The 23,661-nt window shown below is 67.3% G+C and carries 23 protein-coding genes, 1 tRNA gene and 1 riboswitch; of the genes, 13 read left to right on the top strand and 11 right to left on the bottom strand.

What is annotated here, in order from left to right; genetic code table 11:
- Positions 1-73 precede the first annotated feature (73 nt).
- The 11 genes from proB (at position 74) to BLM15_RS23485 (ending at position 9,386) form a co-directional block, all read left to right on the top strand.
- Entirely contained in the window at positions 74-1,213 is a 1,140-nt protein-coding gene (gene proB / locus BLM15_RS23535; RefSeq protein WP_206438560.1) for a glutamate 5-kinase, read from the top strand.
- 42 nt (positions 1,214-1,255) lie between these two features.
- Positions 1,256-2,539, top strand: a complete 1,284-nt coding sequence (locus BLM15_RS23530) for a glutamate-5-semialdehyde dehydrogenase (protein ID WP_126116323.1) — start codon at positions 1,256-1,258, stop codon at positions 2,537-2,539.
- On the top strand, positions 2,536-3,147 hold the full coding sequence (locus BLM15_RS23525; protein WP_236846395.1) for a nicotinate-nucleotide adenylyltransferase: 612 nt from the start codon (positions 2,536-2,538) through the stop codon (positions 3,145-3,147). The genes BLM15_RS23530 and BLM15_RS23525 overlap by 4 nt, the downstream gene beginning before the upstream one ends.
- A gap of 39 nt (positions 3,148-3,186) precedes the next feature.
- Positions 3,187-3,627, top strand: coding sequence for a ribosome silencing factor (gene rsfS, locus BLM15_RS23520; RefSeq protein ID WP_442859391.1), 441 nt, complete (start codon positions 3,187-3,189; stop codon positions 3,625-3,627).
- A 12-nt stretch (positions 3,628-3,639) separates the two neighbouring features.
- Positions 3,640-4,122, top strand: a complete 483-nt coding sequence (rlmH, locus tag BLM15_RS23515) for a 23S rRNA (pseudouridine(1915)-N(3))-methyltransferase RlmH (protein WP_126115029.1) — start codon at positions 3,640-3,642, stop codon at positions 4,120-4,122.
- Positions 4,119-5,486 carry a murein hydrolase activator EnvC family protein gene (locus BLM15_RS23510; RefSeq protein WP_126115028.1) on the top strand — a complete coding sequence of 456 codons (1,368 nt, stop codon included), beginning with the start codon at positions 4,119-4,121 and terminating at the stop codon, positions 5,484-5,486. The genes rlmH and BLM15_RS23510 overlap by 4 nt, the downstream gene beginning before the upstream one ends.
- A complete protein-coding gene (locus tag BLM15_RS23505) occupies positions 5,486-6,829 on the top strand; it encodes a S41 family peptidase (RefSeq protein WP_126115027.1) in 1,344 nt (447 codons plus the stop codon). The genes BLM15_RS23510 and BLM15_RS23505 overlap by 1 nt, the downstream gene beginning before the upstream one ends.
- A 174-nt stretch (positions 6,830-7,003) precedes the next feature.
- Positions 7,004-8,212, top strand: a complete 1,209-nt coding sequence (locus BLM15_RS23500) for a divergent polysaccharide deacetylase family protein (protein WP_126115026.1) — start codon at positions 7,004-7,006, stop codon at positions 8,210-8,212.
- On the top strand, positions 8,209-8,712 hold the full coding sequence (locus BLM15_RS23495; RefSeq protein ID WP_126115025.1) for an RNA pyrophosphohydrolase: 504 nt from the start codon (positions 8,209-8,211) through the stop codon (positions 8,710-8,712). The genes BLM15_RS23500 and BLM15_RS23495 overlap by 4 nt, the downstream gene beginning before the upstream one ends.
- A 62-nt stretch (positions 8,713-8,774) precedes the next feature.
- A complete protein-coding gene (hisE, locus tag BLM15_RS23490) occupies positions 8,775-9,170 on the top strand; it encodes a phosphoribosyl-ATP diphosphatase (RefSeq protein WP_126115024.1) in 396 nt (131 codons plus the stop codon).
- 139 nt (positions 9,171-9,309) lie between these two features.
- A tRNA-Arg gene (locus tag BLM15_RS23485) sits at positions 9,310-9,386 on the top strand.
- A gap of 166 nt (positions 9,387-9,552) precedes the next feature.
- On the opposite strand, the gene BLM15_RS23480 is transcribed toward BLM15_RS23485, so the two are convergent.
- The 10 genes from BLM15_RS23480 to BLM15_RS23435 all read right to left on the bottom strand — a co-directional run bounded on the left by BLM15_RS23480 (position 9,553) and on the right by BLM15_RS23435 (position 20,705).
- Positions 9,553-10,209: a class I SAM-dependent methyltransferase gene (locus tag BLM15_RS23480; protein WP_126115023.1), complete on the bottom strand. Its 657-nt coding sequence runs from the start codon at positions 10,207-10,209 to the stop codon at positions 9,553-9,555.
- Positions 10,206-10,985 carry an ABC transporter ATP-binding protein gene (locus BLM15_RS23475; RefSeq protein ID WP_126115022.1) on the bottom strand — a complete coding sequence of 260 codons (780 nt, stop codon included), beginning with the start codon at positions 10,983-10,985 and terminating at the stop codon, positions 10,206-10,208. The genes BLM15_RS23480 and BLM15_RS23475 overlap by 4 nt, the downstream gene beginning before the upstream one ends.
- Entirely contained in the window at positions 10,982-12,025 is a 1,044-nt protein-coding gene (locus BLM15_RS23470) for a FecCD family ABC transporter permease (RefSeq protein ID WP_126115021.1), read from the bottom strand. The genes BLM15_RS23475 and BLM15_RS23470 overlap by 4 nt, the downstream gene beginning before the upstream one ends.
- Positions 12,022-13,032 (bottom strand): ABC transporter substrate-binding protein, encoded by a 1,011-nt coding sequence (locus BLM15_RS31965; protein WP_236846798.1) that lies wholly within the window; start codon positions 13,030-13,032, stop codon positions 12,022-12,024. Before BLM15_RS31965 ends, BLM15_RS23470 begins: the two co-directional genes overlap by 4 nt.
- Before the next feature lie 240 nt (positions 13,033-13,272).
- A riboswitch (cobalamin riboswitch) is annotated at positions 13,273-13,483 on the bottom strand.
- Between the two features lie 29 nt (positions 13,484-13,512).
- The gene (locus BLM15_RS23460) at positions 13,513-14,691 is read right to left on the bottom strand and encodes a mandelate racemase/muconate lactonizing enzyme family protein (RefSeq protein WP_126115020.1); all 1,179 of its coding nucleotides are present in this window, start codon (positions 14,689-14,691) and stop codon (positions 13,513-13,515) included.
- An 11-nt stretch (positions 14,692-14,702) separates the two neighbouring features.
- Positions 14,703-16,190 (bottom strand): M81 family metallopeptidase, encoded by a 1,488-nt coding sequence (locus BLM15_RS23455; protein WP_126115019.1) that lies wholly within the window; start codon positions 16,188-16,190, stop codon positions 14,703-14,705.
- 17 nt (positions 16,191-16,207) lie between these two features.
- Positions 16,208-17,059, bottom strand: coding sequence for an ABC transporter permease (locus tag BLM15_RS23450; protein ID WP_126115018.1), 852 nt, complete (start codon positions 17,057-17,059; stop codon positions 16,208-16,210).
- The gene (locus BLM15_RS23445) at positions 17,056-18,000 is read right to left on the bottom strand and encodes an ABC transporter permease (RefSeq protein ID WP_126115017.1); all 945 of its coding nucleotides are present in this window, start codon (positions 17,998-18,000) and stop codon (positions 17,056-17,058) included. Before BLM15_RS23445 ends, BLM15_RS23450 begins: the two co-directional genes overlap by 4 nt.
- Before the next feature lie 93 nt (positions 18,001-18,093).
- The gene (locus BLM15_RS23440) at positions 18,094-19,632 is read right to left on the bottom strand and encodes an ABC transporter substrate-binding protein (RefSeq protein ID WP_126115016.1); all 1,539 of its coding nucleotides are present in this window, start codon (positions 19,630-19,632) and stop codon (positions 18,094-18,096) included.
- Between the two features lie 41 nt (positions 19,633-19,673).
- Entirely contained in the window at positions 19,674-20,705 is a 1,032-nt protein-coding gene (locus tag BLM15_RS23435) for a succinylglutamate desuccinylase/aspartoacylase family protein (RefSeq protein ID WP_126115015.1), read from the bottom strand.
- A 74-nt stretch (positions 20,706-20,779) separates the two neighbouring features.
- Between BLM15_RS23435 and BLM15_RS23430 the strand changes: the two genes are divergently transcribed.
- Both BLM15_RS23430 and BLM15_RS23425 read left to right on the top strand, forming a co-directional pair.
- Complete coding sequence (locus BLM15_RS23430) at positions 20,780-21,532, top strand: GntR family transcriptional regulator (protein WP_236846394.1); 753 nt, start codon at positions 20,780-20,782, stop codon at positions 21,530-21,532.
- Positions 21,529-22,728: a mandelate racemase/muconate lactonizing enzyme family protein gene (locus tag BLM15_RS23425; RefSeq protein WP_236846393.1), complete on the top strand. Its 1,200-nt coding sequence runs from the start codon at positions 21,529-21,531 to the stop codon at positions 22,726-22,728. Before BLM15_RS23430 ends, BLM15_RS23425 begins: the two co-directional genes overlap by 4 nt.
- 15 nt (positions 22,729-22,743) lie before the next feature.
- Here the strand turns inward: BLM15_RS23425 and BLM15_RS23420 are convergent, their stop codons facing one another.
- The gene (locus tag BLM15_RS23420; protein WP_236846392.1) at positions 22,744-23,631 is read right to left on the bottom strand and encodes a MurR/RpiR family transcriptional regulator; all 888 of its coding nucleotides are present in this window, start codon (positions 23,629-23,631) and stop codon (positions 22,744-22,746) included.
- Positions 23,632-23,661: the final 30 nt, after the last annotated feature.

Here is a 23,661-nt window from a genome sequence, read left to right as displayed (position 1 = left end):
TTTACAATGCCGGCGATTTGGCCAAGGAACGGCGACAGGCACTGTCTTGCCCGCCTTGAAGCCCGGTCCCGCCGTGAATCTGCCCGCCCTCGACCAGTTCCGCCGCATCGTCGTCAAGGTCGGCTCGTCCCTGCTCGTTGATCGTGCACAGGGGCGTCTGCGCCATGCCTGGCTCGCCGCGCTCGCCGAGGACCTCGCCGAATTGCATGGCCGCGGTGCCGACGTGCTCGTCGTCTCCTCCGGCGCGATCGCGCTCGGCCGCACCGTGCTGAAATTGCCGGCCGGGCCGCTCAAGCTCGAGGAGAGCCAGGCTTCCGCCGCGGTCGGCCAGATCGCGCTCGCCCGCAACTGGGCAGAAGCGCTCGGCCATCACGGACTCAATGCCGGCCAGATCCTGCTGACGCTCGCCGACACTGAGGAACGCCGGCGCTATCTCAATGCTCGTGCGACGCTCGGCCGGCTGCTCGACCTGCGCGCCGTCCCGGTCATCAACGAGAACGACACCGTCGCCACCTCCGAGATCCGCTATGGCGACAATGACCGGCTCGCCGCCCGCGTCGCGACTATGGCGGGCGCCGACCTGCTGGTGCTGTTCTCCGATATCGACGGGCTCTATACCGCCCCGCCTCTGTCCAGCCCGGACGCCAGGCACATCCCGGTCATCCCGGCGATCACGCCTGCGATCGAGGCGATGGCCGGCGGCGCGGCTTCCGAACTCTCCCGTGGCGGCATGCGCACCAAGATCGAGGCCGGCAAGATCGCGACCGCCGGCGGCGCCCATATGCTGATCGCCGATGGCCGCGCCAAGAATCCACTGCGGGCCGTCGCCGAAGGCGCACGCTGCTCCTGGTTCCTCAGCGCCTCTACGCCCGCCACAGCGCGCAAGACCTGGATCGCCGGCTCGCTCGAACCGCGCGGCACGCTCCATCTTGACGACGGTGCCGCCCGTGCCTTGCGCGGCGGCGCAAGCCTGCTGCCGGTCGGCGTGACCCGGATCGAAGGCGCCTTCAGCCGCGGCGACGCCGTGGTGATTCGTGCCGGCGACGGCAGCGAGCTCGGCCGTGGTCTCGTCGCCTATGATGCGGACGAGGCGGCGCGCGTGCTCGGCAAAGCCTCTCGCGATATCGAGGCGGTGCTCGGCTATCCCGGCCGCGCCGAGATGATTCACCGGGACGACATGGCGCTGCGCCTCGGCTACGATCCAGGTGTGTGAGGAAACTTCAGGCCCATAATGACCAGCGAAAGCGCCCGGCGCATGCCCGCGCCTGACAACGAGAACGGCGACGTCGCCGCGCTGATGGCGGCGCTCGGCCGGGGCGCTCGCGCCGCGGCGCGCCGGGTCGGCACTGCCCCGGCGGAGCAGCGTAACCGTGCGCTCGCGGCCATGGCAGTCGCCTTGCGCAAGCGTGCGCAAGCGATCCTCTCTGCCAATCGTCAGGATCTCGCTGATGGGCAGGCCGCCGGCCTCGCCGCCTCGTTCATCGACCGACTCGCTCTCGATGAGGCCCGCTTGGAGGTGATCGCTCAGGCCGTCGCCGACATCGCCGCCTTGCCCGATCCCGTAGGGCGCGTGCTGGCGAGCTGGACACAGCCCAATGGCCTGTTCTTCGAGCGCGTCGCCACCCCGCTCGGCGTCGTTGCCGTGATCTTCGAGAGCCGCCCCAACGTCACGGCCGATGCCGGGGCACTCTGCCTGAAGAGCGGCAATGTCGCGATCCTGCGCGCCGGTTCCGACAGTTTCCGGACCTCGAGCGAGATCGCCGCCGCCATGCAGGATGGGCTCACTGCGGCCGGCCTGCCGCGTGAGGCGATCCAGCTCGTGCCGAGCCGCGACCGCGCCGCCGTCGGCGAGATTCTCAAGGGACTCGATGGCGCGATCGACGTGGTCGTGCCCCGCGGCGGCAAGAGCCTCGTCGCGCGCGTGCAGAAGGAAGCGCGCGTGCCCGTCTTCGCCCATCTCGACGGCAACTGCCATGTCTATATCCATGCCGCGGCTGATCTCGACATGGCCCGCGCGATCCTGCTCAACGCCAAGCTGCGTCGCACCGGCGTCTGCGGCGCAGCCGAGACGCTTCTGGTCGACGAGGCCTGCGCCACGACGCATCTGCAGCCGCTCGTCACCGCCCTGCTCGACGAAGGCTGTGCCGTGCGCGGCGATATGGCGGCGCAGGGCGTCGATCCGCGCGTCACGCCGGCCAGCGAGGAGGATTGGCGTACCGAATATCTCGACCGCATCATCGCGGTGAAGGTCGTGCCCGGCCTCGACGCCGCAATCACGCATATCGAGACCTATGGCTCGCACCATACCGATGCGATCGTGACGGGAGACGAGGCAGCCGCAGCCCGTTTCCTCGCCGAGGTCGATTCGGCGATCGTCCTGCACAACGCCTCGACCCAGTTCGCCGATGGCGGCGAGTTCGGCTTCGGCGCCGAGATCGGCATTGCCACCGGCCGCATGCATGCGCGCGGGCCCGTCGGCGTCGAGCAGCTCTGTTCCTTCAAATATCGGGTCCATGGCCGGGGTCAGGTCCGACCGTGAGCGCCGAGGAGCTGCGCCTGCCGCCGCACGCGCCCGGCCTGCGCATCGGGCTGTTCGGCGGCACCTTCAACCCGGCCCATGACGGCCATCGCATGGCGAGCCTGACGGCGCTGCGCCGGCTCCAGCTCGACCGGGTCTGGTGGCTGGTCACCCCCGGCAACCCCTTGAAGGACAACCACGCCTTGCCGCCGCTGACGCAGCGCATCGCGACCGCTCGCGCGCTTGCCGACCACGGCCACATCAATGTCACCGGCATCGAGGCGACGCTGCGTACACGCTACACCGCCGACACGCTGCGCCAGCTGAAGCGCCGTTGCCCGGGTGTGCGCTTCGTCTGGATCATGGGCTCGGACAATCTGGCGAATTTCCACCGCTGGAACGAATGGCGCACCATCGCCAGGATGATGCCGATCGCGGTGATCGACCGCCCGGGCTCGACCCTCCACTCGGTCGCCTCCCCCGCCGCCAACTGGATGGCGCGCTGGCGGTTGCCGGAGAACCAAGGCGCCGCCCTACCGGTGCGCACCTCGCCCGCCTGGATCTTCCTGCACGGCCGGCGCTCCGAGCTGTCTTCAACCTATCTGCGCGAACTCGCCGAAAGCAATTGAACTCAACCCCTCCGGCGCTTAAATTGGGGGTGTCGCGCTGTGAGCGCGTCGTCACGTGAGGATACGACTCTGAACCGTCAATCGATCGGCGAAGCTGCCACTGCGCCGCTTCCCCCGGCTGCCCTGACCGACAATCCGGCTGCGCCCAGCATTGCGCTCGCCCTGCAGGTCCTGGACGACATGAAGGCCGAGGACGCCACCGTGATCGATCTGGTCGGCAAGACCTCGCTGGCCGACGCCATGATCATCGCCTCCGGCCGGGTCAACCGCCATGTCGCCTCGATCTCCGACAGCCTCGTCGAAGCCTTCAAGAAGGCTGGCCATGACACGCCGAAGGTCGAGGGCTTTCCCGCCTGCGACTGGGTGCTGATCGACACCGGCGACCTGATCATCCACATCTTCCGCCCGGAAGTGCGCCAGTTCTACAATCTCGAAAAGATGTGGGGCGCCGATCGGCCGCGCGAGCGCCTTGACGGCTAGCCCCTAGTTTTCGTGCGCCTTTCGGTCATCGCCGTCGGCCGCCTCAAGGATGGGCCGGAGCGCGATCTTTGCGCCCGTTATCAGGACCGCGCCCAGGGCCTTGCCCGTGGACTCGGCTTGAGCGGGCCCGATGTCGTCGAGCTTGCCGAAAGCCGCGGCCGCCGCACCGAGGAGCGCCGCCGCGACGAAGCCAGGCTGATAGCGGAGCGCCTGCCGCCTTCCGGGCTCGTCATCGCCCTGGACGAGCGCGGCAAGAGCCTGGACAGCGACGCATTCGCCAATAGGCTCGCCATGGCGCGCGATGCCGGAACCCCGGCCGCGACCCTGCTGATCGGCGGCGCCGACGGGCTCGACGCCGAGTTGCGCGAACGCGCCACACTGGTGCTTTCGTTCGGAGCGCTGACCATTCCGCACCAGATCGTCCGGGCCCTTGTGCTCGAACAGCTTTATCGGGCAATGACGATCATGGCCGGACACCCCTATCATCGGGCATGACCCGCCTCTCCCGGCTGATTCGGATCTCGCGCGCGCTCCGGCCTTGGCCGGCGCTGCTGTGCGCTTGCCTCGCCACCGGCACCGCCTTGGCTCAGACGGCTGCCGCTCCTGATTCGGAGCAGACCGCCCGCGAGACAGAACAGAAGCGCGAGGAGAAGCGCGCCCGCGAAGCCGAGCTCAAGGCGATCGAGGAGCGGCTCGCCGGCAGCGCCGAGGCCCGCGCCAAGCTGGAAGCCGAGATCGCCGGCATCCGCGCCGACCGGACCAAGCTCAACCAGGCCCTGCTCGATACCACCGCCCGCACGCAAGGAGCCGAAGGCCGCATCGCCGGACTAGAACAGCGTCTCTCGCTGCTGCAGACCAGCGAGACCGCGATCCGGCGCTCGCTGGAAAGCCGGCGCGGCCTCATCGGCGAGGTGCTGGCCGCGCTCCAGCGCATCGGCCACCGGCCGCCGCCGGCGGTGCTGGTCCGGCCGGAGGACATCCTCGAAGCGGTGCGTGCCTCGATGCTGCTCGGTGCGGTCGTGCCCGATCTGCGCCAGGAGATCGCAATCCTCGGCACCGACCTCGCCGAGCTGGTGCGCCTGCGCGAACGCATCGCCGAAGAGCGCAAGGCTATCGCTGCCGAGATGGAAGGCCTGGCTGGCGAGCGCCAGCGCCTCGCCTCGCTGATCGAGGCGCGGCGCAGCCGCGAGGCGAGCGCCGCGCAGGACATCGAGGCGCAGCGCGCCACCGGCAGTGAGCTCGCAACGCAGGCAAAAACCCTGCGCGACCTCGTCGAGCGCATCGAGAAGGACATCTCCTCCGCCACCCGCGCCGCCGAAGCCGCCCGCCGGGCACTCGAGGCCGAGACGCAGGAGCAGCGCCAGCGCATGGCGCAGCTCGCCTTCCGCGATCCCGCCCGGCTCGCCCCCAAGGCGGCCTTCCAGGAACTGCGCGGCATGCTGCCCCTGCCGGTCGCCGGTTCACAATTGCGTGGATTTGGTTCGAGCGATGAAGTTGGCGCCCCAACACGCGGAATTTCGCTTTCAACCCGGCCAAATGCCGTGGTTTCGTCACCTTCGGATGGCTGGGTGGTCTATGCGGGGCCGTTCCGCTCCTTTGGCCAACTCTTGATCCTCAATGCCGGCAATGGTTACTATGTTCTTCTGGCAGGCATGCAGCGCATCGACGTGTCGTTGAACCAGTTTGTGCTGGCTGGAGAGCCGGTAGCGGTAATGGGCGAGACCGCGGAAGCGGCCGCGACGAATGTGGGAGCGGGAACCGGCGAGCCGGTTCTCTATATCGAGTTCAGGAAAGACGGCGTCTCGATCGATCCGACGCCGTGGTGGACGAAATCGCAAAGCGAAAAGGTTCGCGGATGATGCGCAAGGTTTCTCTCGTTCTGGTCGGCGCTATCGCCGGCGCGGGCCTCACTGGTGTCGCCACGCAGACGAGGCTGTTCTCCTCGACCAGCGCGGTCGCGGCCTCGGCCGAGGTCTACCGCAGCCTCAACCTCTTCGGCGACATCTTCGAGAAGATCCGCACCGACTATGTCGAGAAGCCGGATGAGCAGAAGCTGATCGAGGCCGCCATCAACGGCATGGTCTCCTCGCTCGATCCGCACTCGGCTTATCTCGATGCCAAGAGCTTCCGCGACATGGACATCGACATGCGCGGCCAGTTCGGCGGGCTCGGCATCGAGGTGACGATGGAGGACGGCGTCCTCAAGGTCGCCAAGCCGATTCGCGACACGCCTGCATCCAAGGCCGGCATCCTGGCCGGCGACATGATCCGCCAGATCGACGGTGACGAGGTCAAGGGCCTCAGCCTCAACCAGGCCGTCGAGAAGATGCGCGGCATCATCAACACGCAGGTGAAGCTCAAGATCGAGCGCCCCGGCAAGACCGAGCCGCTGGAATTCACCCTGACCCGGTCCAACATCGTCGTGCCGGCGGTCGAGGAGCGCGTCGAGAACGATGTCGGCTATATCCGCATCGGCACCTTCAGCGAGCAGACCTATGAGGGCCTGCGCAAGGCGCTCGACAAGGTCAATGCCGAGATCGGCTTCGACAAGATCAAGGGTTACGTCATCGACCTGCGCAACAACCGCGGCGGCCGGCTCGATCAGTCGGTGCTGGTCTCCGACGCCTTCCTCGAGCGCGGCAAGATCGTCTCGACGCGCGGCCGCAACGCCGAGGAGACCCAGGTCTTCAACGCCAAGTCGGGCGACCTGACCAAGGGCAAGCCGGTCGTCGTGCTGATCAACGGCTCCTCCGCCTCCGCCGCGGAGATCGTCGCCGGCGCCCTGCAGGACCACAAGCGCGCCACCGTCATGGGCTCGCGTTCCTTCGGCAAGGGCTCGGTGCAGACCGTGATCCGCCTCGGCGACAATGGTGGCCTCAGGCTGACCACGGCGCGCTACTACACCCCGTCCGGCAACTCGATCCAGGCCAAGGGCATCACGCCCGACATCGAGATCATCCAGGATGTGCCGGCCGAGCTGAAGGAGAAGATCGAGAACAAGGGCGAGGCCTCGCTCAAGGGCCATCTGCGCAATGGCGACGGCAAGGAGGAGCAAGCCGGCTCGCCGTCCTACGTTCCGATTGATCCGGCCAAGGACACCCAGCTCGCCGCGGCGCTCAACCTGCTGCGCGGCAAGAAGGACGTGGCATTGCCTGCCACGCCGGCCCCCGCACCCGCTCCGGAAGCCGGCAAGTCCAACTGAGCAAGTCGGACCGAGTCGCCGGGCTTTCCAGCCCGATAACTCGATACTTGTGCAACGGCCGCAGGAGATTGTTTTCCCTGCGGCCGATTGACGATTGATTCCCGCCCGAATCATCCGACTCTAGCGATGCGAACTGATTCGCATGCGTGATGACGTCGAAGAGGACGGCGCTTCTTGGTTGGATTGCCGCTCAGCGAACTCGACCAGCCGCTCGGGCAGGCGAAGCGCGTGCACGCGCCGCGCCCCTATGCGCGCTGGCTCTGGCGCGGCCTGACCAGCGCTCTGGCTGTCATCTTCGCCGGTCTCGCACTCTACGCAGCGCTGAAGCGCGACCCCGTCGGCGGCGAGCCGGTCGCGACCGCCATGATCCGCGAGCGTCCTGCGTCTCCTGATGTCGCCAAGGCCCCGCTTCAGCCCACCACGCCTGAGGAAAGGCGCGGTCCCGCCAGCGCCAGCCAGCTCGAAACCGAATCCGGCGTCACCGTCGTCCGGCCAGGTGCCGACGCCCCCGGCGCTATCATCATCACCGTGCCCGATGACGGGGCGATCAAGCTCGCGCCGTCGCCCGACAAGCGCCTCGTCGAACGCACCCGGCATGGTATCCTGCCGAAGATCGGCCCCGATGGGGCGACGCCGATGCAGGTCTATGCGCGTCCGCTCGGCCCCGCCCCTACCAACAAGCCAGCCGGCCGGATCGCGATCCTCGTCGGCGGCCTCGGCATCAGCCAGAGCTCGACCAGCGAGGCGATCGCGCGCCTGCCAGGGGCCGTGTCGCTCGCTTTCGCCCCCTATGGCGCCGATCTGGAGAAGACCGTGCAGCGGGCGCGCAGCGAGGGCCATGAGGTCTTCCTGCAGGTCCCGATGGAGCCCTTCGACTATCCCGACAACGATCCGGGGCCTCATACCCTGCTCACAGGGCAAAAGGGCAGCGATAATCTCGACCGACTGCAATGGGTGCTCGGCCGCGTCACCGGCTATGTCGGCATCGTCAACTTCCTCGGCGGCCGCCTGACCGCCGACGATACGGCGCTGACGCCGCTTTTGCGTGAGCTCGCCGGACGCGGCCTGATGGTCGTCGACGACGGCTCCTCGCCGCGCAGCCTGCTCGCATCGACGGCGACGCGGGCCCAGATTCCGGCGCTCAAGGCCGACCTCGCGCTCGACGCCGTCCCGCGTGCCGAGGCGATCGACAAGGAATTGCAGCGCCTCGAGACGCTCGCCCGCGACCAGGGCGCAGTCGTCGCCATCGCCAGCGCGCTGCCGGTCACGGTCGAGCGCATCACCCGCTGGGCCCGCACGCTCGAGGGCAAGAACCTGGTCATCGTCCCGGTCAGCGCCGCCCGCGGCTTCCGCAACCCTTCGACCACCGGCTCGCTGCGATGACGAAACCTCCCGCCGGCTACCGCCCCTGCGTCGGCCTCGCCCTGTTCAATCCGGCCGGCCTCGTCTTCATCGGGCGCCGCGCCAATCGCAGCCAGCGTGAGCATGTCGCGCCAGGCCATGAATGGCAGATGCCGCAAGGCGGCATCGATGCCGGCGAGCAGCCGATCGAGGCCGCCTATCGCGAACTGCGCGAGGAGACCAATGTCTCTTCGGTCTCATTGCTCGCCGAGGCGCCGGACTGGCTGAGCTACGACTTGCCGCGCGAGATCGGCAAGGAAGCCTGGCGCGGCCGCTATCGCGGCCAGTCGCAGAAATGGTTCGCCTTCCGCTTCGAGGGCGACGAGAGCGAGATCAACATTCTCGCTCCGGCCGGCGGCCACAAGGCGGAGTTCGATGCCTGGCGCTGGGTCGAGCTGGCGCAGACACCGGAGCTGATCATCCCGTTCAAGCGCGATGTCTACCGCGAGGTGGCGCGCCTCTTCGCAGGGCTGGTGCGATGAGCGCCCGGCGCAAGCGGCGGGACCGTCACGAAACCCTTACATGGCGGCCCGATTCTGCTGCAATGACCGATTCGGTGCAGAAGCTCTACGCCGCCGTCCTCTCGGCCCGTGCTCGTGATCCGGCCTTGTCGCGAACCGCCAAGCTTATCCGCGAAGGCGTGCCAAAAATGGCCAAGAAGCTCGGCGAGGAAGCGGTCGAGGTCGGCATCGAGGCGGTGCAGAACAATCGCCCGGCGGTCGTCCGCGAAAGCGCCGACCTTCTCTACAATCTCGTCGTGCTGTGGAGCGAGCTCGGCATCACACCCGGCGAGATCTGGCGCGAGATGGACCGCCGTGAAGAGCTCTACGGCATCGCCGAGAAGCTGCCGAAGTCCCGGCAGGGCGGCCAGCCGCTGGCCGGCGAGACGAGCAAGCGCGAAGCCCCGCATCCGCTCCTCCTGCACGGCAAGCACCGCTGACGACTTCCTGGCAGCCGCCAGGTCCGGGCTCCAAGAGAAAGCGAACGAAGTCGGCAGAACGGGGCTTGCCAAGCGCGGCGCGAGCCTTTAAGTCGGCTTTCGTCAGCCCCGGCGGCCTTCTAAACCGCTCCGCTGTCATGCGCCCGTAGCTCAGCTGGATAGAGCATCAGACTACGAATCTGAGGGTCAGAGGTTCGAATCCTTTCGGGCGCGCCATTACCTAGCTCGGTTTAGAGCACAGTGTTTCCAGGACATTGCCGGACAGAATGAAACCGAAGCCTAGCGGCTCCGGTTGCGATGCTGTTCCTGGTTCTGATGGCTGCGCTCACCCCGTCCTGAGCCGAAACCGCAAGCTTCCGGCCGCCAAGGATCGCCAGCTGCCTTAGCCTTTTCGCGCCGTCAGCACGAACATCGGCACATCGCCGGGATAGGGCGACGCCGGAAAGAGATGCTGCCAGCTCCGCGCCGGCCCGAAGCCCGCTTCGCTCAGCATCGTGCGAGTCTCGTCCTCGGTCAGGCCGTCATGGCGCGGCAGGCTGGCGGCGAGCCCGTCGGGATAGGTTGAGCGGTATTGCGCCGCGACCGACCAGAGCCCGTCCGAGACGAGCACCAGGCCGCTTGGCCGCAGAATCAGTTGCGCCTTGCGCAGCGCCGCCATCGGGTCGGGAAGCGTCCAGAGCACGTTGCGCAGCGTCACGATATCGGCGGAAGCCGGCGCGAACGTTGCCTCTTCGATCAGGGCCTGTTCGAAGGTGACGTCGAGCCCGGACGCCTCGGCGGCCTTGCGAGCTGCAGCGAGCATCCCCTCGGAGCCATCGCAGGCACGCACCCGGTGTCCCAGCGAGGCGGCGATCAGCGCACAGGCACCCGTCCCGGTACCGAGATCGACGACGTCCTTCGCATCTTCAGTCTCGAAGGCGGCAGCGAGAACATCGCGCCAGAGCGAAGCCTGCGCGACATGGGAGGCCGCGCCATCGAAAGCCGGCGCGCGCCGGGTCCAGTAATCCGAGACCTGAGCCTGCGCCTCAGCTGCTTTCACGACTGCCTCCGTTCCGTCTCAACCAGGTATTCGATATGCCGGCGTCCCGACGCCCCCGTGCGGATCGAGACCGCGACGCCAAAGATGCGCTGGATGGCTTCGGCGGTTAGGACTTGGTCCGGAGACCCCGCTGCTTGCAATCGCCCCTCATGCAGCAGCGCGATCTCGTCGCAGAACATCGCCGCGAGGTTGAGATCGTGCAGCGCCATGATGCAGGTGATGCCGAGGCGACGGACCAGCCCCAGGATCGAGAGCTGGTGCTGGATGTCGAGATGGTTGGTCGGCTCGTCCAGGATGAGCTCGCTCGGCTCCTGAGCGAGTGCACGCGCGATATGGACGCGCTGGCGCTCGCCGCCCGAAAGCGTGTACCAGAACTGGTCGTGCCGCTCGGTGAGTCCGACCCGCGCCAGCGCCTCGTTCACGGCCGCCTCGTCGGCGTCGTTCCACGATGCCAGCGCGGCGCGATGCGGCGTGCGGCCGAGGCGGACGACGTCGCAGACAGATAATTGGATCTCGGTGGTTGCCTGCTGCTCGACGAAGGCGAGCCGGCGGGCGAGATCACGCCGCGGCACGCCGGCGATGTCGCGTCCATCGAGCATGACGACGCCGCTGGCGACATTGCGCAGCCGGCAGAGCAGCCTGAGCAGGCTTGATTTGCCCGAACCGTTCGGCCCGATCAGGCCGAGCACCCGGCCGGGAGCCGCCTGCAGCGTCACCCCGTCGACGATCATCCGGCCGGCGGCGCCCCAGCGCACCTCGCGGGTCGCAAGCGTCATGCCGGCTGCCTCGCGCGGTAGAGGATCAGGGCGAAGACCGGCGCACCGAACAGCGCCGTCACCACGCCGATCGGCAGGATCTGCTGCGGGATCAGGATACGCGACAGGATGTCGGCGAGGATCATGAAGATCGCGCCGATGACGAGGCAGGCCGGCAGCAGACGGGCGTGGCCGGAGCCCACGAGGAAGCGAGCGGCATGGGGAATGATCAAACCGACGAAGCCGACCGTGCCGACGATCGAGACCATCACCGCGGTCATCACCGCGGTCGTCGCGAAGAGAATGACCTTCACCCTGGTGACCGCGACGCCGAGCGAGGCCGCGGCATCGACGCCGAAGGCGAAGGCGTCGAGCACCTTGGCGTGCAGCATACAGATGGCAAAGCCGATGAAGGCGACCGGCGCGGCGATCCACAGATCCGGCCAGCGCACGCCGCCGAAATTCCCCAGGAGCCAGAACATCACGCCGCGCGCCTGCTCGGCGCTGGCCAATGTCGTGACGATCGTCGCCGTCGCCGCATTGAAGAGTTGCGAGGTAGCGACACCTGCGAGGATGACGCGATCGCTCGCGCTGCCGGCGCCCGTCGCCAGCAGCGCGACGACCGCAAGTGCGGCGCAGGAGCCGATAAAGGCGCCGGCAGAGACCGTCAGCGCCGTGCCGCCGATACCGACGCCGAGGATCAGGACCGCGACGGCGCCGGTCGAGGCCCCGGCCGAGATGCCCAGCACATAAGGCTCCGCCAGCGGGTTGCGCAGCAGCGCCTGCAGGATGGCGCCCGAGAGCGCGAGGGCGCCACCGCATAAGCCAGCCATCAGCGCCCGGCTCAGGCGGTAATCGAAGATCACGCCCTGCTGGATCGCGCTGACCGGAAAATCGAGGCTGAACAGGCCGTTGCCGAGCGCCCGTAGCGCCGTCTCCAGCGGAATGCGCATCTCGCCGATCGTCACCGCCAGCGCCACCGAGAAGGTGAGCGCCAGCAGAGCCGCCAGCGCGATGGCGATCCGCGCTGGCCAGTTGGGACCGTGGACGGCGTGGCTCAAGGAGAAAGGCCGAAACCGGCGATCGCCTTGGCTAGCGTCTCGATGCCATCGACCGTGTCGAGGCCGGCGCGGGTCGCACCGACATCGATGATGACGACACGGTTGTTCTTCACCGCATCGAGCTTGCTGGCGACGGGGTCGGTCTTGAGGAAGTCGAGCTTCTTCTCGATGTCGTCGGCCGGGAAGCGGCGGCGATCCATCTTCACCGTGACGATCACCGCGGGGTTGGCGGCAGCGATGCTCTCCCAGCCGACCAGTGGCCATTCCTCATTAGTGGTGATGATGTTGCGGGCGCCAAGCTTCGACAGGATATAGGCGGGCACGCCGTTCTTGCCGGCCATGAAGCCGTCGCCCTTGATGTCCTTGCTGGAGAACCAGACCACGACCGGCACGTCCTTGGCCTTGACGTTCGCCACAGCCTGGACCGCCTTGTTCTCGCGCGCCTTCAGCTCGGCAATGAGCGCATCGGCCCGATCGGCGACGTCGAAGATCTGGCCGAACTCGCGGATATTGCGATAGACCAGCTCCATCGTGAACATTTGCGTGCGCACGCCATCGCCGGCGCCGGAATTGTCCTTGCCGACACAGTCGGTCGGCGAAACGTAAGTCGGCACCTTGACCTTGGCGAACTGGTCGCGCTTGCCGACGATGCCGTTGGGCCCGACATGCCATTCGAACATCGCGGTGACGAGATCCGGTTCCTGGGCGAGCACCGCTTCGAAGCTCGGATCGTTGTCGGCGAGACGCTTCACCTTGGCGTTGACCGCCTGATAGGGCTTGGCGACCGGCGAGAACCAGACCGCGGTGCCGACGACGCGGTCGGCGAGACCGAGCGCGTAGAGGATTTCGGTCTGCGTCTGGCCGATCGCGACGACGCGCTTGGGCGGACCGGCGAAGGTCACGCTCTCGCGGCAGTTCTCCAGTGTCAGCGGATACTGTGTTGGCGCAGCAGAAGCTGCACCCGCAAGCAAAGTGCCGAGAAGCACCGCAGCGGGCCATTGCAGCAGGCGGACAAATCGACGCGCAGTCGGCACAGGACGAGCCTCAAATGTAACAATGTTGCATTTCTGATAGAGGGGACGGCACGCAGCCGTCAAGCTCTGCGCCGTCGCGCGCATGGTGGTCGTTATGGACATGGACTTCATCGCTCCCCGAGATGACGGATGGGAGCTGGCAGGGGATGTGGACAGATGGCGGGCTCGGACGACCGCCACCGATGCACACCTCCGGGACACCCCGCCCGAAAGACGTCTTCGACGATCGGGGCAGGTCTCCTGGCTCGCGGGTCGACGCCGGTTCCGCCCGGCCTTCCCGGCGCAAGGAGCACCAGTGGACGATGGACGGAGAGCTCGCCGCTTACAGTTGCGGGGGCAGCCTCGGCTTTGGAGCAAGCGCGCCTCACCGAATTCCCTCTTAGCTCCGGAAGCAACCCGGAGAACCTCGATCGCGCCCACCCTATAAGGCGGCGCTACATCGTCAAGCGCCGTTCAGAGGCTGGGCGTGCTGTAGAGCCGCTTGCCCTGGACGGAAATCTCGACGTCCTGGAGGTAGCTTTTCAGCGCGGTGGTCGCGACCTCGATGCCGAGGCCGGGCGCATCCGGCGCTGCGACCTGCCCCCGCGCATCGCGCTCCAGATGATTGGCGGAGATCGCCGTGGCGAGCGGCTTCGGCATCGCCGGATATTCGCAGATTTCGTGATCGGCGAGCCCGGCATAGGGCTGCAGCGAGGCCGACAGCGCCAGATGCGAGGTGAACGTGTGGTTGACGAAGGTCACGCCCTTCGCCACCGCGTAATCCGCCACCGCCTTCGAGGGACCGATTCCGCCGATCCGGCCGCAATCGATCTGGACATAGCCGATGCCGCCATAGTCGATCAGCTGCTTGGCCATGGTTTCATTGTGGGCGCCTTCGCCACCGGCGAGGCGCACCTTTGGGCTAAGCTTGGCGAGTGCGCCATAGGCTTCAAGCGCGCTGGCGTGGAAGGGCTCCTCGAACCAGCGGACATCCGCCTTCTCCATCGCCGGCAAGCGGGCGGCCGCGCGCTCGACGTCTTCGATGAAGATCTGGCCGGTATCGACGAGCAGTATCCCGTCGGTTCCCAGCCCTTCCCGAGCCGCAACGAAATGCTCGGCATCGGCCTCGACGCTGCCGCGGCCGATCGGTCCCCAGCCGAACTTGGCGGCACGGAAATTCCGCTTCCTGGCATCCCGCGCACGCTCAAGCGTCTCCTGCGCCGTGCCGCCGAATAGCACCGAGGCATAGGGCGTCTTGGGATGGCTCTGGCGATAGCCGAGCAAGCGCCAGACCGGCTTGGAGCGCAGCTTGCCGAGGATGTCCCACAACGCCATCTCGACGCCGGAGAAGGTATGCGGCGCCTGCAGCAGGTCCATCGAATTGTAGGCGACCGCGGCAGCGATACGGGCGATGTCCTCCGGGCCATCCAGCTTCTGGCCGAGGACGGAATCGGCGACGGGCCGGCAGACCCCGTGCGACATCGGGCAGATGAAGGCGGCGATCGACGGCAGCGGGGCTGCCTCGCATTCGCCCCAGCCGACATGGCCGCCGGCGGCGACCCGCACCAGCAGCGCGTCCTGGCTGCCATCGGCCTCGTCGGTGACGACGGGCATGGCGAGATAGAAGAAGTCGACAGCCTCGATTCTGGGCATGGGCGCAGTCCTCACAGATCGTAGATCGTCGCGCGGGGCGCGAAGGTGACGTTGTCGTCGAGCGGATAGACGGGGCGGGCGCAGATGCGGTGGCCGAGGCTTCTGAGGTTCGCCGAAGTCGCGCCAGGCGCTTCGACGTTGAAATTGCGGGCGCACCACTGGTCGAACATGTGGAATTCGGCGTGGGGCGACTTCACCACGATCAGGTCGAAATCCTCGGGATCGAGCCCGTTGGCGTAGTACATTGCCCGGTCGAACAGGCTGACCGAGCGGCTCATCACCACGACGGTGACATTGTCGTAGGTGAGCACCGCGGTCGGGCCGGCCCGGAGCGGCGCCTTCATCGTCTCGAGCGCGGCTTCGCCGTCCGAAAGCAGCTTGACCGTCGCGGTCACCGGCATCGGCGGGAATCGGGCTGGGTCGATCGAGCCGCCGAGCGTCAACGACAGGCTCGCGCCGACGCCCGCCGCATGCGCCGCGGCCGCAGCCGGCGCATCGACGATCTGCGCCAGCACCCGCTTGCCGTAGCTGGCCTGTCGCAATCCGGCGAGGATCGCATTGCTATCGCCCGAAGCGCCCGAGGAGGTCGCATCGGCGGCATCGGTGAAGATCACCGGCCCATCGATGCTGCGCGCCTGCGCGATGGCGCGTTCAAGCGGCACGAGCTTGCCCTGCATGCGGAAGCGCAACGGCCAGAACTCCTGCGCCAACCTTGTCGCCTCCCGCTCGGCGCTCGCTGCGTCGCCATCGGTGAGGATCAAGACCTGCGAGCACAGCTCCGGCACGTCGGTGAAGGGGTTGCCGATCATGATGCCGGCCGCCAGCGCCCGCCCCTCTTCTTCGAGCCGACGGCATTCGGCGAGCAGTTCGCCATAGCAGCCGGTCTTGGTGATGAGTTCGTCGCCGCGGACCAGTGCCGGGATGACGACGCGGGCCGCGACCGGCCTGATGCCGCCAGCCATCAGTTTCAGCAGCAGTTCGGCCGCGCGTCGCCCGGTGTCGGCGAAGTCAACATGCGGATAGGTCCAGTAGATCGCAAAGCCGTCGACCTGGCGCAGCATGCGGTCGGTCAGGATGCCGTGCAGGTCGAGCGAGATGACGATCGGCATGTCCGGGCCGACGCGCTCGCGCAGCTTCTCCAGCAGATAACCTTCCGGATCGAGCTCGCCATCGGCGCCCATCGCGCCATGCAGCGAGACATAGATGCCGTCGATGCCGTCCAGCTTTGCGAAGATCGCGGCCAGCACCTCCTCGGAAAGTCTCTTCCAGCCCTCCGTCGAGAGCAGCCCGGCGCTGCCGGCGCGCGCGCAGATCGTCGGAACGATCTCGATATCGGGCCGCGCCTCGAAGACCGCGAGCGCGCCGCCGAGCTCCTGGTTCTGGCCGCGCTGCTCGTAGAGCCCGTTGCCATGGCGGATCAGGAAGTTGTCGTACCCTGACGGCAGCGGGTTGAAGGACGAGATCTCCTGCTTGCAGTCGGCGATCAGGATGCGCTTCATCGGCGGGCTCCGGTGGCTCAGAATTTCAGGCGAGGGTCGAGCACGTCGCGCAGGCCATCGCCGAGCAGGTTGAGGCCGAGCACGCAGACGATGATGGCGAGGCCCGGGAACACCGTGATCCACGGCGCTTCGCGCATGAAATCGCGGCCCTGGGCGATGATCGAGCCGAAGGAGGCGGCCGGTGGTGGCGGCCCGGCACCGACGAAAGAGAGCGCCGCCTCGGCCAGCACTGCGATGGCGAAGACATAGGTCAACCGCACGATCAGTGGCCCAGCCGCGTTGCGCAGCACGTGCTTGAACAGGATGGTCAGCTCGCCGGCGCCGATGGAGCGCGCGGCGGAGACATAATCCAATTCCCGTTCCAGCAGCACGGAGGCGCGCACGATCCGGGCGGTGTGCGGCGTCGTGGCGATGGCGAGCGCGATCACGACATTGGTCAGCGACGCGCCGAGCACGGCCGAGACGACCATGGCGAGCACGATCGAGGGGAACGCCATCAGTGCGTCCATCACCCGCATGATCGGCTGGTCGAGGCGCGGGAAGAAGCCGGCGACCGCGCCGCTCAGCGTCCCGGCGATGCCGGCGAGAATGGCGGTGAGGGCCCCGATGGCGAGCGAGATGCGCGCCCCGATCATCACGCGCGAGAGGATGTCGCGGCCAAAATGGTCCGTGCCGAACCAGTGGGCGGCGTCCGGCGCCACCAGCCGGGCGCGGATATTGCTGCGCAGCGGATCGAAGGGAGAAAGCAGGTCGGCGGCGAGCGCGACCAGCACCATGGCCAGCACCAGCACGCCGCCGATCACGAAGGAGCGGTGGCGCAGCAGGCGCCGCAGGGCGGCGCGGCCGACGAGCGGTTCAGCCGTGCTCATGCCAGTCTCACCCGCGGATCGACGACGGCGTAGAGGATGTCGACCACGAGGTTGATCGAGAGATAGACGACCGCGAGGAACAGGAGCCCACCCTGCAGCACGGGAAAATCGCGCGAGGCGATGGCGCCCACGATCAGGCGGCCGATCCCCGGGATCGAGAAGACCTGCTCGACGATGACCGCGCCTCCGAGCAGTGCGCCGGAGACGATGCCGATCACGGTGAGGATCGGGATCAGCGCGTTGGGCAAGGCATGGCCGAGCACAACGCGCAGCTTGGCCAGGCCCTTGGCGTCGGCGGTCCGGACATAGTCCTGGCCGAGCGTGTCGAGCATCGAGGCGCGCGCCATCCGGGCGATGAAGCCGACCTGGACGAGCCCGAGCGTCAGCGCCGGCAGGATCATGCAGCGCAGCCACTCGCTCGGTGATTGCGTGAAGGACGTGAAGCCACCGCTCGGCAACCAGCCGAGCGAGACCGCGAAGACGAGAACCATCACCAGACCGAGCCAGAAATCCGGAACCGAGAGGCCGAGCAGCACCGCCGTCATCACCGCCTGGTCGGGCCAGCGGTTGTGGTTGACCGCCGCGACGAGGCCAGCCGTGACGCCGACCACCACCGCGAAGGCGAGGGCGAGGGCCGCCAGCACCAACGTCACCGGCAGGCGCTCGATAAGCGCGGCGCTGACCGAGCGGTTGAGCAGGATCGACTGGCCGAGATCGCCGCTGAGGATCCGCCCGTACCAGCCCAGCATCTGCTGGGGCAGCGACAAATCGAGCCCGAGCGCGCTGCGCAGGGTGGCGATCTGCTCCGGCGTCGCCGAGGCGTCGAGAAAGGCCGCCGCCGGATCGCCCGGCACCAGCCAGATCAGCGCGAAGGACATCAACGAGACCAGTGCGAGCACGAGGAAGGCGCCCGCGAGCCGGCGGATCAGGAAGCTACCCATGCCGCTCCTCAATCAACGAAATGACGGCAGCCATCGCCGTCGGCGCAGCCTGCGGGATTTGGTCCCGCAGGCTGAAAGTTCAGCCGCTTGGGCTCACGGCTCGAGCCAGACGCCCCACATCCGGGGAATGCGATAGGGCTTGAAGTTCTTGAGCTTGGCCGTGGAGGCTTGGAAGATCCCGTAATTGCCGGCCTTCATAGCGACGGCGGCGTCGTACATGTGCTTCTGGAAGGCGTCGTAGAGCGCCTTGCGTTTGCTCTCGTCGAGCTCTGCGTTGAAGGCGGCGGCGATGCGGTCGATCTCCGGGTCCTTGGCCTGCTGCGAGAGGCCGTTCACCCAGGGCGCCATCACCGAGCCGGGCCCCTCATAGGGCTCGATGCCGAAGCCATGCGTCCAGAACGTCCAGTTCGTCGGCGTGAAGCCGATCTTCGAGACAGTCGGCCAGTCGGAGACGGCGATCTCAACCTCGATCCCGATCTCCTTGAGCTTCTGCTGCACCACGGTTGCGGTGTCGACATTGGCGCGCAGGTTGTCGACGATGAAGGTGACCTTGCCGCCCTTGTAGGAGGACTTGCCGAGCAGCTCCTTGGCGAGCTTCAGGTCAGCCTTGTTGTACTTGTCGCCGCCGATGGTCGAGTGGAAGGCGGCGCCGGGATAGAGCCAGCTCGGATCCATCTGGTAGATGTCGGCATAGGAGATCGCCATGATCTCCTCCATGTCGAGCGCCGCCTGCACGGCAAGGCGGAAATTGACGTCGTTGGCCGGCGGCTGCGCCTGGTTGAACTTGATCACCTGCAGGCCGAACGGCACGACCTTCTGGACAGTGAAGCGCGCATCGGTGCCGAGCCGCTTCGCCGTCGGCCCGTCAACGGTCTCGTTGAACTGGATCTGCCCGGCCTCGAGCGCGGCGGTGCGCGCGCCGCCCTCGGGCATGAAGCGGAAGACGACGCTGTCGAGGAAGGCTTCCTTCTTGCCGGCGAAGCCGTCGCGTCCGGTCCCCTTTGGATTGGGCGCATAGGCGTCATAGCGCGCGAGCTTCACATGGCTGTCCGGCTTGTACTCGACGAACTTGTAGGGGCCGGTGCCGATGATCTCGATCTTGCCGGCCTCCTTGGCGGCCTCGCTCGCCGGATAGATCGCGATCGGCGCACGCGGCGAGGAGAGATTGTCGAGAAAGGTCGACTGGGCCTGCTTCAGCGTGACCGTAACCTCATGCTCGCCGCTCGCCTTGACCGTGTCGATCGCGGCGACGAGCGCAGGCGAGGCGCCGATCTTGCGATAGCGCTCGAGCGAGGCGACGACGTCGGCGGCATCGAGCTTCTTGCCGTTGTGGAAGGCCACGTCCTTGCGGATCGGGAAGACATAGGTCTTGCCGTCCGGCGAGATGGTGACGCCTTCGGCGAGTTCCGGCACCGGCTTGGCGTTCTCGTCGCGGGCGTAGAGCGTCTCGAAGATGTGCAGGGTGACGTTGCGCGCGGCTTGCGCCGAGGTGATCTGGGCATCGAGCGAGGGCGGCGCCTGGCTGATGCCGATGGCGACCTCACCGCCCTTGCGTTGTGCGAGCGCTGCTTGAGCCCCTCCCAGGGCGATGACCGCAATGACAGCTGCTTTGAGAATGATGTGCTTTGCCATGTTCTTATCCCCTCCGGATTGATGGTCAGGCACGAAGGCAGTCAGGCCGCGGCGCGCACGGCGTCGTAATCCTCCATCAGCACGGCCACGGCATCGCCGCGCTGCACGCGGCCGGGTCCCGCCGACATCCACAGCACGCCGTCGCGGCGATAGCGCACCTCCAATGGCGCGCGGTCGATGTCCTCGACGAAATGCAGGTAGCCGGCGAGTTCCCCGGCGCGGCAGGCGTCGCCGACGACGTTACGCGGCTCGAACAGACCGCCAGCGGGCGCGAAGGAGTAGCCGGCTGAATCCCGCACCATCATATGGCGCGTACCTGGAGAACCGTCGCGCTGGCGCGTATCCGGCTCGCCCTCCATCAGCCCGAAATGCTTGAGGATGTTGGTCAGGGCCCGGTCGGCGATGCGCACGCCCTCGACATTGACGCGCCCCCAGCCGCCGAGCTCAGTGCCAAGCGAGAGGATGCCGCGGCGCTCGACCGACGATGTCAGCGTCGCGCCTTCATCGACACCCCAAAACACGACGTTGTAGGGCGCGCCGAAGGCGGCCGCCGCAGCCATGGTGCGCTCGCGCAGGGCGGTGTCGGCAACGTAATGCATGTTGGTCGAGAGCGCGGAATCGCCGGAATGCCCCGCGGTGTGGAGATCGACGGAGATATCGACCAGCGGCAGCAGCACCGCATCGACGAAATGGGCCAGCATCTCCGAGAAGGTGCCCTTCGGGTTGCCGGGAAAGCAGCGGTTCATGTCGCGATTGTCGACCGGCGAGAGCCGCGTGTCGTTCATCACCGCCGGGATGTTGAGCGCCGGGATCATAATGACGCGGCCCTGGATCGCAGCGGGATCGAGGCGGCGGGCGAGCCGCGAGATCGCGATCGGCCCTTCGTATTCATCGCCATGGACGCCGCCGGTGAACAGGATCGTCGGGCCGCTGCCGTTCTTCACGCTGACGACCGGAATTTCGACGACGCCCCAGCCAGAGGTATTGCGGGAGAGCGGCGCACGCAGATAGCCGGCCTGACGGCCGCTCGCCTCGAAATCGATCTCGCAACGAACCCGGCTTGTGGACGACATTGCGAGCCCCTCCTTGCTCTTGCTATCGTATGATTGTATACGATCATACGACGTGTCAAGCGAGAGAGAGTTGCATGCCGGAGGCAAGCGAGCGCATGGAGACGACCGGTATGGCAGAGCGGGCCGGGACTCCGGCTCCCGATTGGCAGCCACTCCAGCCGCAGACCCTCGTTGATCATGCGATCGAGGCGATCATCGCCGGTGCCGCCGCCGGGCTGATCCTGCCGGGCGACCGCATCGTCGAGGTCGATCTTGCCCGCAAGCTAGGGGTCAGCCGCGTGCCGGTGCGCGAAGCCTTGCGCCTGCTGGAGAGCCAGGGCGTTGTCGTCAGCGAGGCCTATAAGGGTATCAGGCTGCGCCCGGTCACCAATGAGCGCGTCTCCGATCTGATCGAGGCGCGCATCGCGCTCGAGGCCAGTGCGACCGCCCGCGCCGTCGCCGCCGGGCGCAATCGCGGCAGTCACCTCGACGAGCTGCGGAACGCCGTCGCCGAGATGGAGCTGATGGCGGCGCGCGGCAGCGCCTATGGCGTCGCCGTCGCCGATACGCGCTTCCACCGCGCGCTCTGCCGGCTTGGCGGCAACAGCGTCACGCTCGACTTGTGGGAGACGCTGGCGCCGCAATGCACGATCATTTTCGGCCTCGCCACCTTCGGCAAGCCGATGGCCGGCGTCGTCGAGGAGCATGTCGATCTCCTCGCCGTGTTCGAGGCCGGCGACATCGAGGCGATCGAGCGCACGCTCGATGAGCACATCACCGTGATGAACCACGCGATGGACTACGAGGCCATCGTCGCCAGGCGCCGCAGGGAAAGGGACGCACAGTGAACGATCAGGCCACCCAGCAGACACGCGCAGGTAATCGGCCGGCAGCGCTGCCGCCGTTCAGGATCACCCGCATCGAGGCCGCCCCGCTTTTCGGCGAGAGCCCGAAAGGCGGCTGGTCAGCCGAGATCCGGCCGGAGGATTCGATCCATGCACTGATCGCGGTTCATACCGACCAGGGCATCACCGGCTATGGCAGCGTCTTCACCGACGGGCGCCTGGTCCAGGCCGGGCTCAAGGTGCTGGAGCCGCTCTTCCTTGGAGCCGATGCGCTCTCCCCCGATTTAGTCAGCGAGAAGCTGCACCAGAACACCTTCTGGATGGGCCGCGGCGGCACGCTGACGCACACGATCAGCGGCATCGACATCGCGCTCTGGGACATTCTCGGCCAGGCCACCGGCCTCAGCGTCGGCCGGCTGCTCGGCGGCCGCTATCGCGAGCGCGTCCAGCCTTATTGCTCGCTCCTGATGGAGGAGCCCGACGCGATGCGGGATGTGGTCGCAAGCTATCGCGACAAGGGCTTCACCGCCTTCAAGATCGGCTGGGGTCCGTTTGGCCGGGCCCTCGACACCAAGCTCGACGAGGCGATCGTGCGCGCCGCGCGCGAGGCGGCCGGCGAGCGCTCAAAACTCTTCGTCGACGCCGGCGCCAGCGACGCGCTCTGGCCGCACGGACTGAAATGGGCCAAGCGCACCGCCGAGATGCTGGCCGATTATGATGTCGGCTGGTTCGAGGAGCCGGTCCGGCCGGACGCGATCGACGATTATCGCGAACTGCGCCGTTCATCGCCGGTACCGATCGCCGGCTGCGAGGTTCTGACGAGGCGCCAGAGCTTCATTCCCTGGCTGACCACCGGCGCCGTCGACATCATCCAGCCGGATGTCACCAAGGTCGGCGGCATCTCCGAGCAGCGCCGCATTGCCTGGATGGCCTATGATCTAGGCATCAGATATGTCGGCCATGGCTGGAACACGGCGCTTGGCCTCGCCGCCGACCTGCAGATGGCGACAGCATTTCCCGATGCCGATCTCGTCGAATTCATCGGCGGCAGCCCCTATGTCGACGGCATCCTCGCGAGGCCCTTCGACCTCGACGCGGAAGGCTGGCTGACGATCCCGGACCTGCCGGGCCTCGGCGTCACCATCGATCGCGACAAGCTCGCCAAGTACACGCCCAACCCAGGAGCGCTCTTCGCCTGACGGCATGAGCCAGGCCTAGAACCGCTTCGTCGAAAGCACGTCGAAAGTCCGGCCGATCGTCGCCACGGCCTTGTCGTAATCGGCGAGCGACAGGCAGGCGATCAGGGCGTCGATGACCGCGAGCTGGGCGATCCGGCTCGTCATCGCCTCGGTGCGGAACTGGGTCTCGCGCGCCATGGTGTTCAAGACGATGTCGGCATAGGCGAGCAGCGGCGACTTGCCGAAATTGGTGATGCAGATCGTCGTCGCTCCGGCTTCTCGGGCGAGCCTGGTCGCGGTGACGGTCTCATGCGTCGAGCCCGAATGCGAGATCGTGATTGTCGCGACATCCGGGCCGGTCAGCGCGGCGCTGATCGCCTGGACGTGCGAATCGACCACGACCTTGGATTCAACGCCGATGCGCAGCAGCCGGTAGTTGGCGTCCTCCGCGATCGGGGCAGCGCTGCCGATGCCGTAGAGCTCGACGCGGCGCGCCCCACGGATCGCGGCGACGGCGCGCTCCATCGCTCCCCGGTCGAGCACCTTCATGGTGTCATGCAGCGCCTGCAGATCGCTGCCGAAGATCTTCTCGATCACGGTGCCGGTGTCGTCGGTGCGGGCGAGATCCTCGTGGATGAACTGCACCGGCTGCACGAGGTCGCGGGCCAGCGCAATCTTGACCTGCTGGAAGCCGCGCGCGCCGAGCTGCCGGCAAAGCGAGATCACGCTGCCTTCGCTCGCTTCCGCCCGTTCGGCCACCTCCGTCACCGACATGTGCACGACCTCGGCCGCATGGGCGAGGAAGACATCGGCGATGCGGGCGGCCGTCGGCGGCAGCGTCGGGCGCAGCGCCGTCAGCCGCTCGATCACGCCATCGAAGCCGTCATGCCCGCCATTGCGCGCCCGATCGGGATTGTCCGTCACTGCGTCAACATCCGGCTTACGTTGAGAGGT

Source organism: Bosea sp. Tri-49 (genome assembly GCF_003952665.1).
Taxonomy (GTDB): Bacteria; Pseudomonadota; Alphaproteobacteria; order Rhizobiales; family Beijerinckiaceae; genus Allobosea.
Note: the sequence above shows the minus strand (reverse complement) of the source record. Positions and strands in the feature narration are given on the sequence as shown.

What these genes read in the sequence shown, in the direction of transcription:
- BLM15_RS23445 (WP_126115017.1), bottom strand. Translation starts at nt 18,000, where the DNA reads ATGGGTAGCTTCCTGATCCGCCGGCTCGCGGGCGCCTTCCTCGTGCTC.
- BLM15_RS23430 (WP_236846394.1), top strand. Translation starts at nt 20,780, where the DNA reads ATGCCGGAGGCAAGCGAGCGCATGGAGACGACCGGTATGGCAGAGCGG.
- BLM15_RS23450 (WP_126115018.1), bottom strand. Translation starts at nt 17,059, where the DNA reads ATGAGCACGGCTGAACCGCTCGTCGGCCGCGCCGCCCTGCGGCGCCTG.
- BLM15_RS23455 (WP_126115019.1), bottom strand. Translation starts at nt 16,190, where the DNA reads ATGAAGCGCATCCTGATCGCCGACTGCAAGCAGGAGATCTCGTCCTTC.
- BLM15_RS23440 (WP_126115016.1), bottom strand. Translation starts at nt 19,632, where the DNA reads ATGGCAAAGCACATCATTCTCAAAGCAGCTGTCATTGCGGTCATCGCC.
- BLM15_RS23435 (WP_126115015.1), bottom strand. Translation starts at nt 20,705, where the DNA reads ATGTCGTCCACAAGCCGGGTTCGTTGCGAGATCGATTTCGAGGCGAGC.
- BLM15_RS23505 (WP_126115027.1), top strand. Translation starts at nt 5,486, where the DNA reads ATGCGCAAGGTTTCTCTCGTTCTGGTCGGCGCTATCGCCGGCGCGGGC.
- BLM15_RS23495 (WP_126115025.1), top strand. Translation starts at nt 8,209, where the DNA reads ATGACGAAACCTCCCGCCGGCTACCGCCCCTGCGTCGGCCTCGCCCTG.
- BLM15_RS23530 (WP_126116323.1), top strand. Translation starts at nt 1,256, where the DNA reads ATGCCCGCGCCTGACAACGAGAACGGCGACGTCGCCGCGCTGATGGCG.
- BLM15_RS23475 (WP_126115022.1), bottom strand. Translation starts at nt 10,985, where the DNA reads ATGACGCTTGCGACCCGCGAGGTGCGCTGGGGCGCCGCCGGCCGGATG.
- BLM15_RS23460 (WP_126115020.1), bottom strand. Translation starts at nt 14,691, where the DNA reads ATGCCCAGAATCGAGGCTGTCGACTTCTTCTATCTCGCCATGCCCGTC.
- BLM15_RS23510 (WP_126115028.1), top strand. Translation starts at nt 4,119, where the DNA reads ATGACCCGCCTCTCCCGGCTGATTCGGATCTCGCGCGCGCTCCGGCCT.
- hisE (WP_126115024.1), top strand. Translation starts at nt 8,775, where the DNA reads ATGACCGATTCGGTGCAGAAGCTCTACGCCGCCGTCCTCTCGGCCCGT.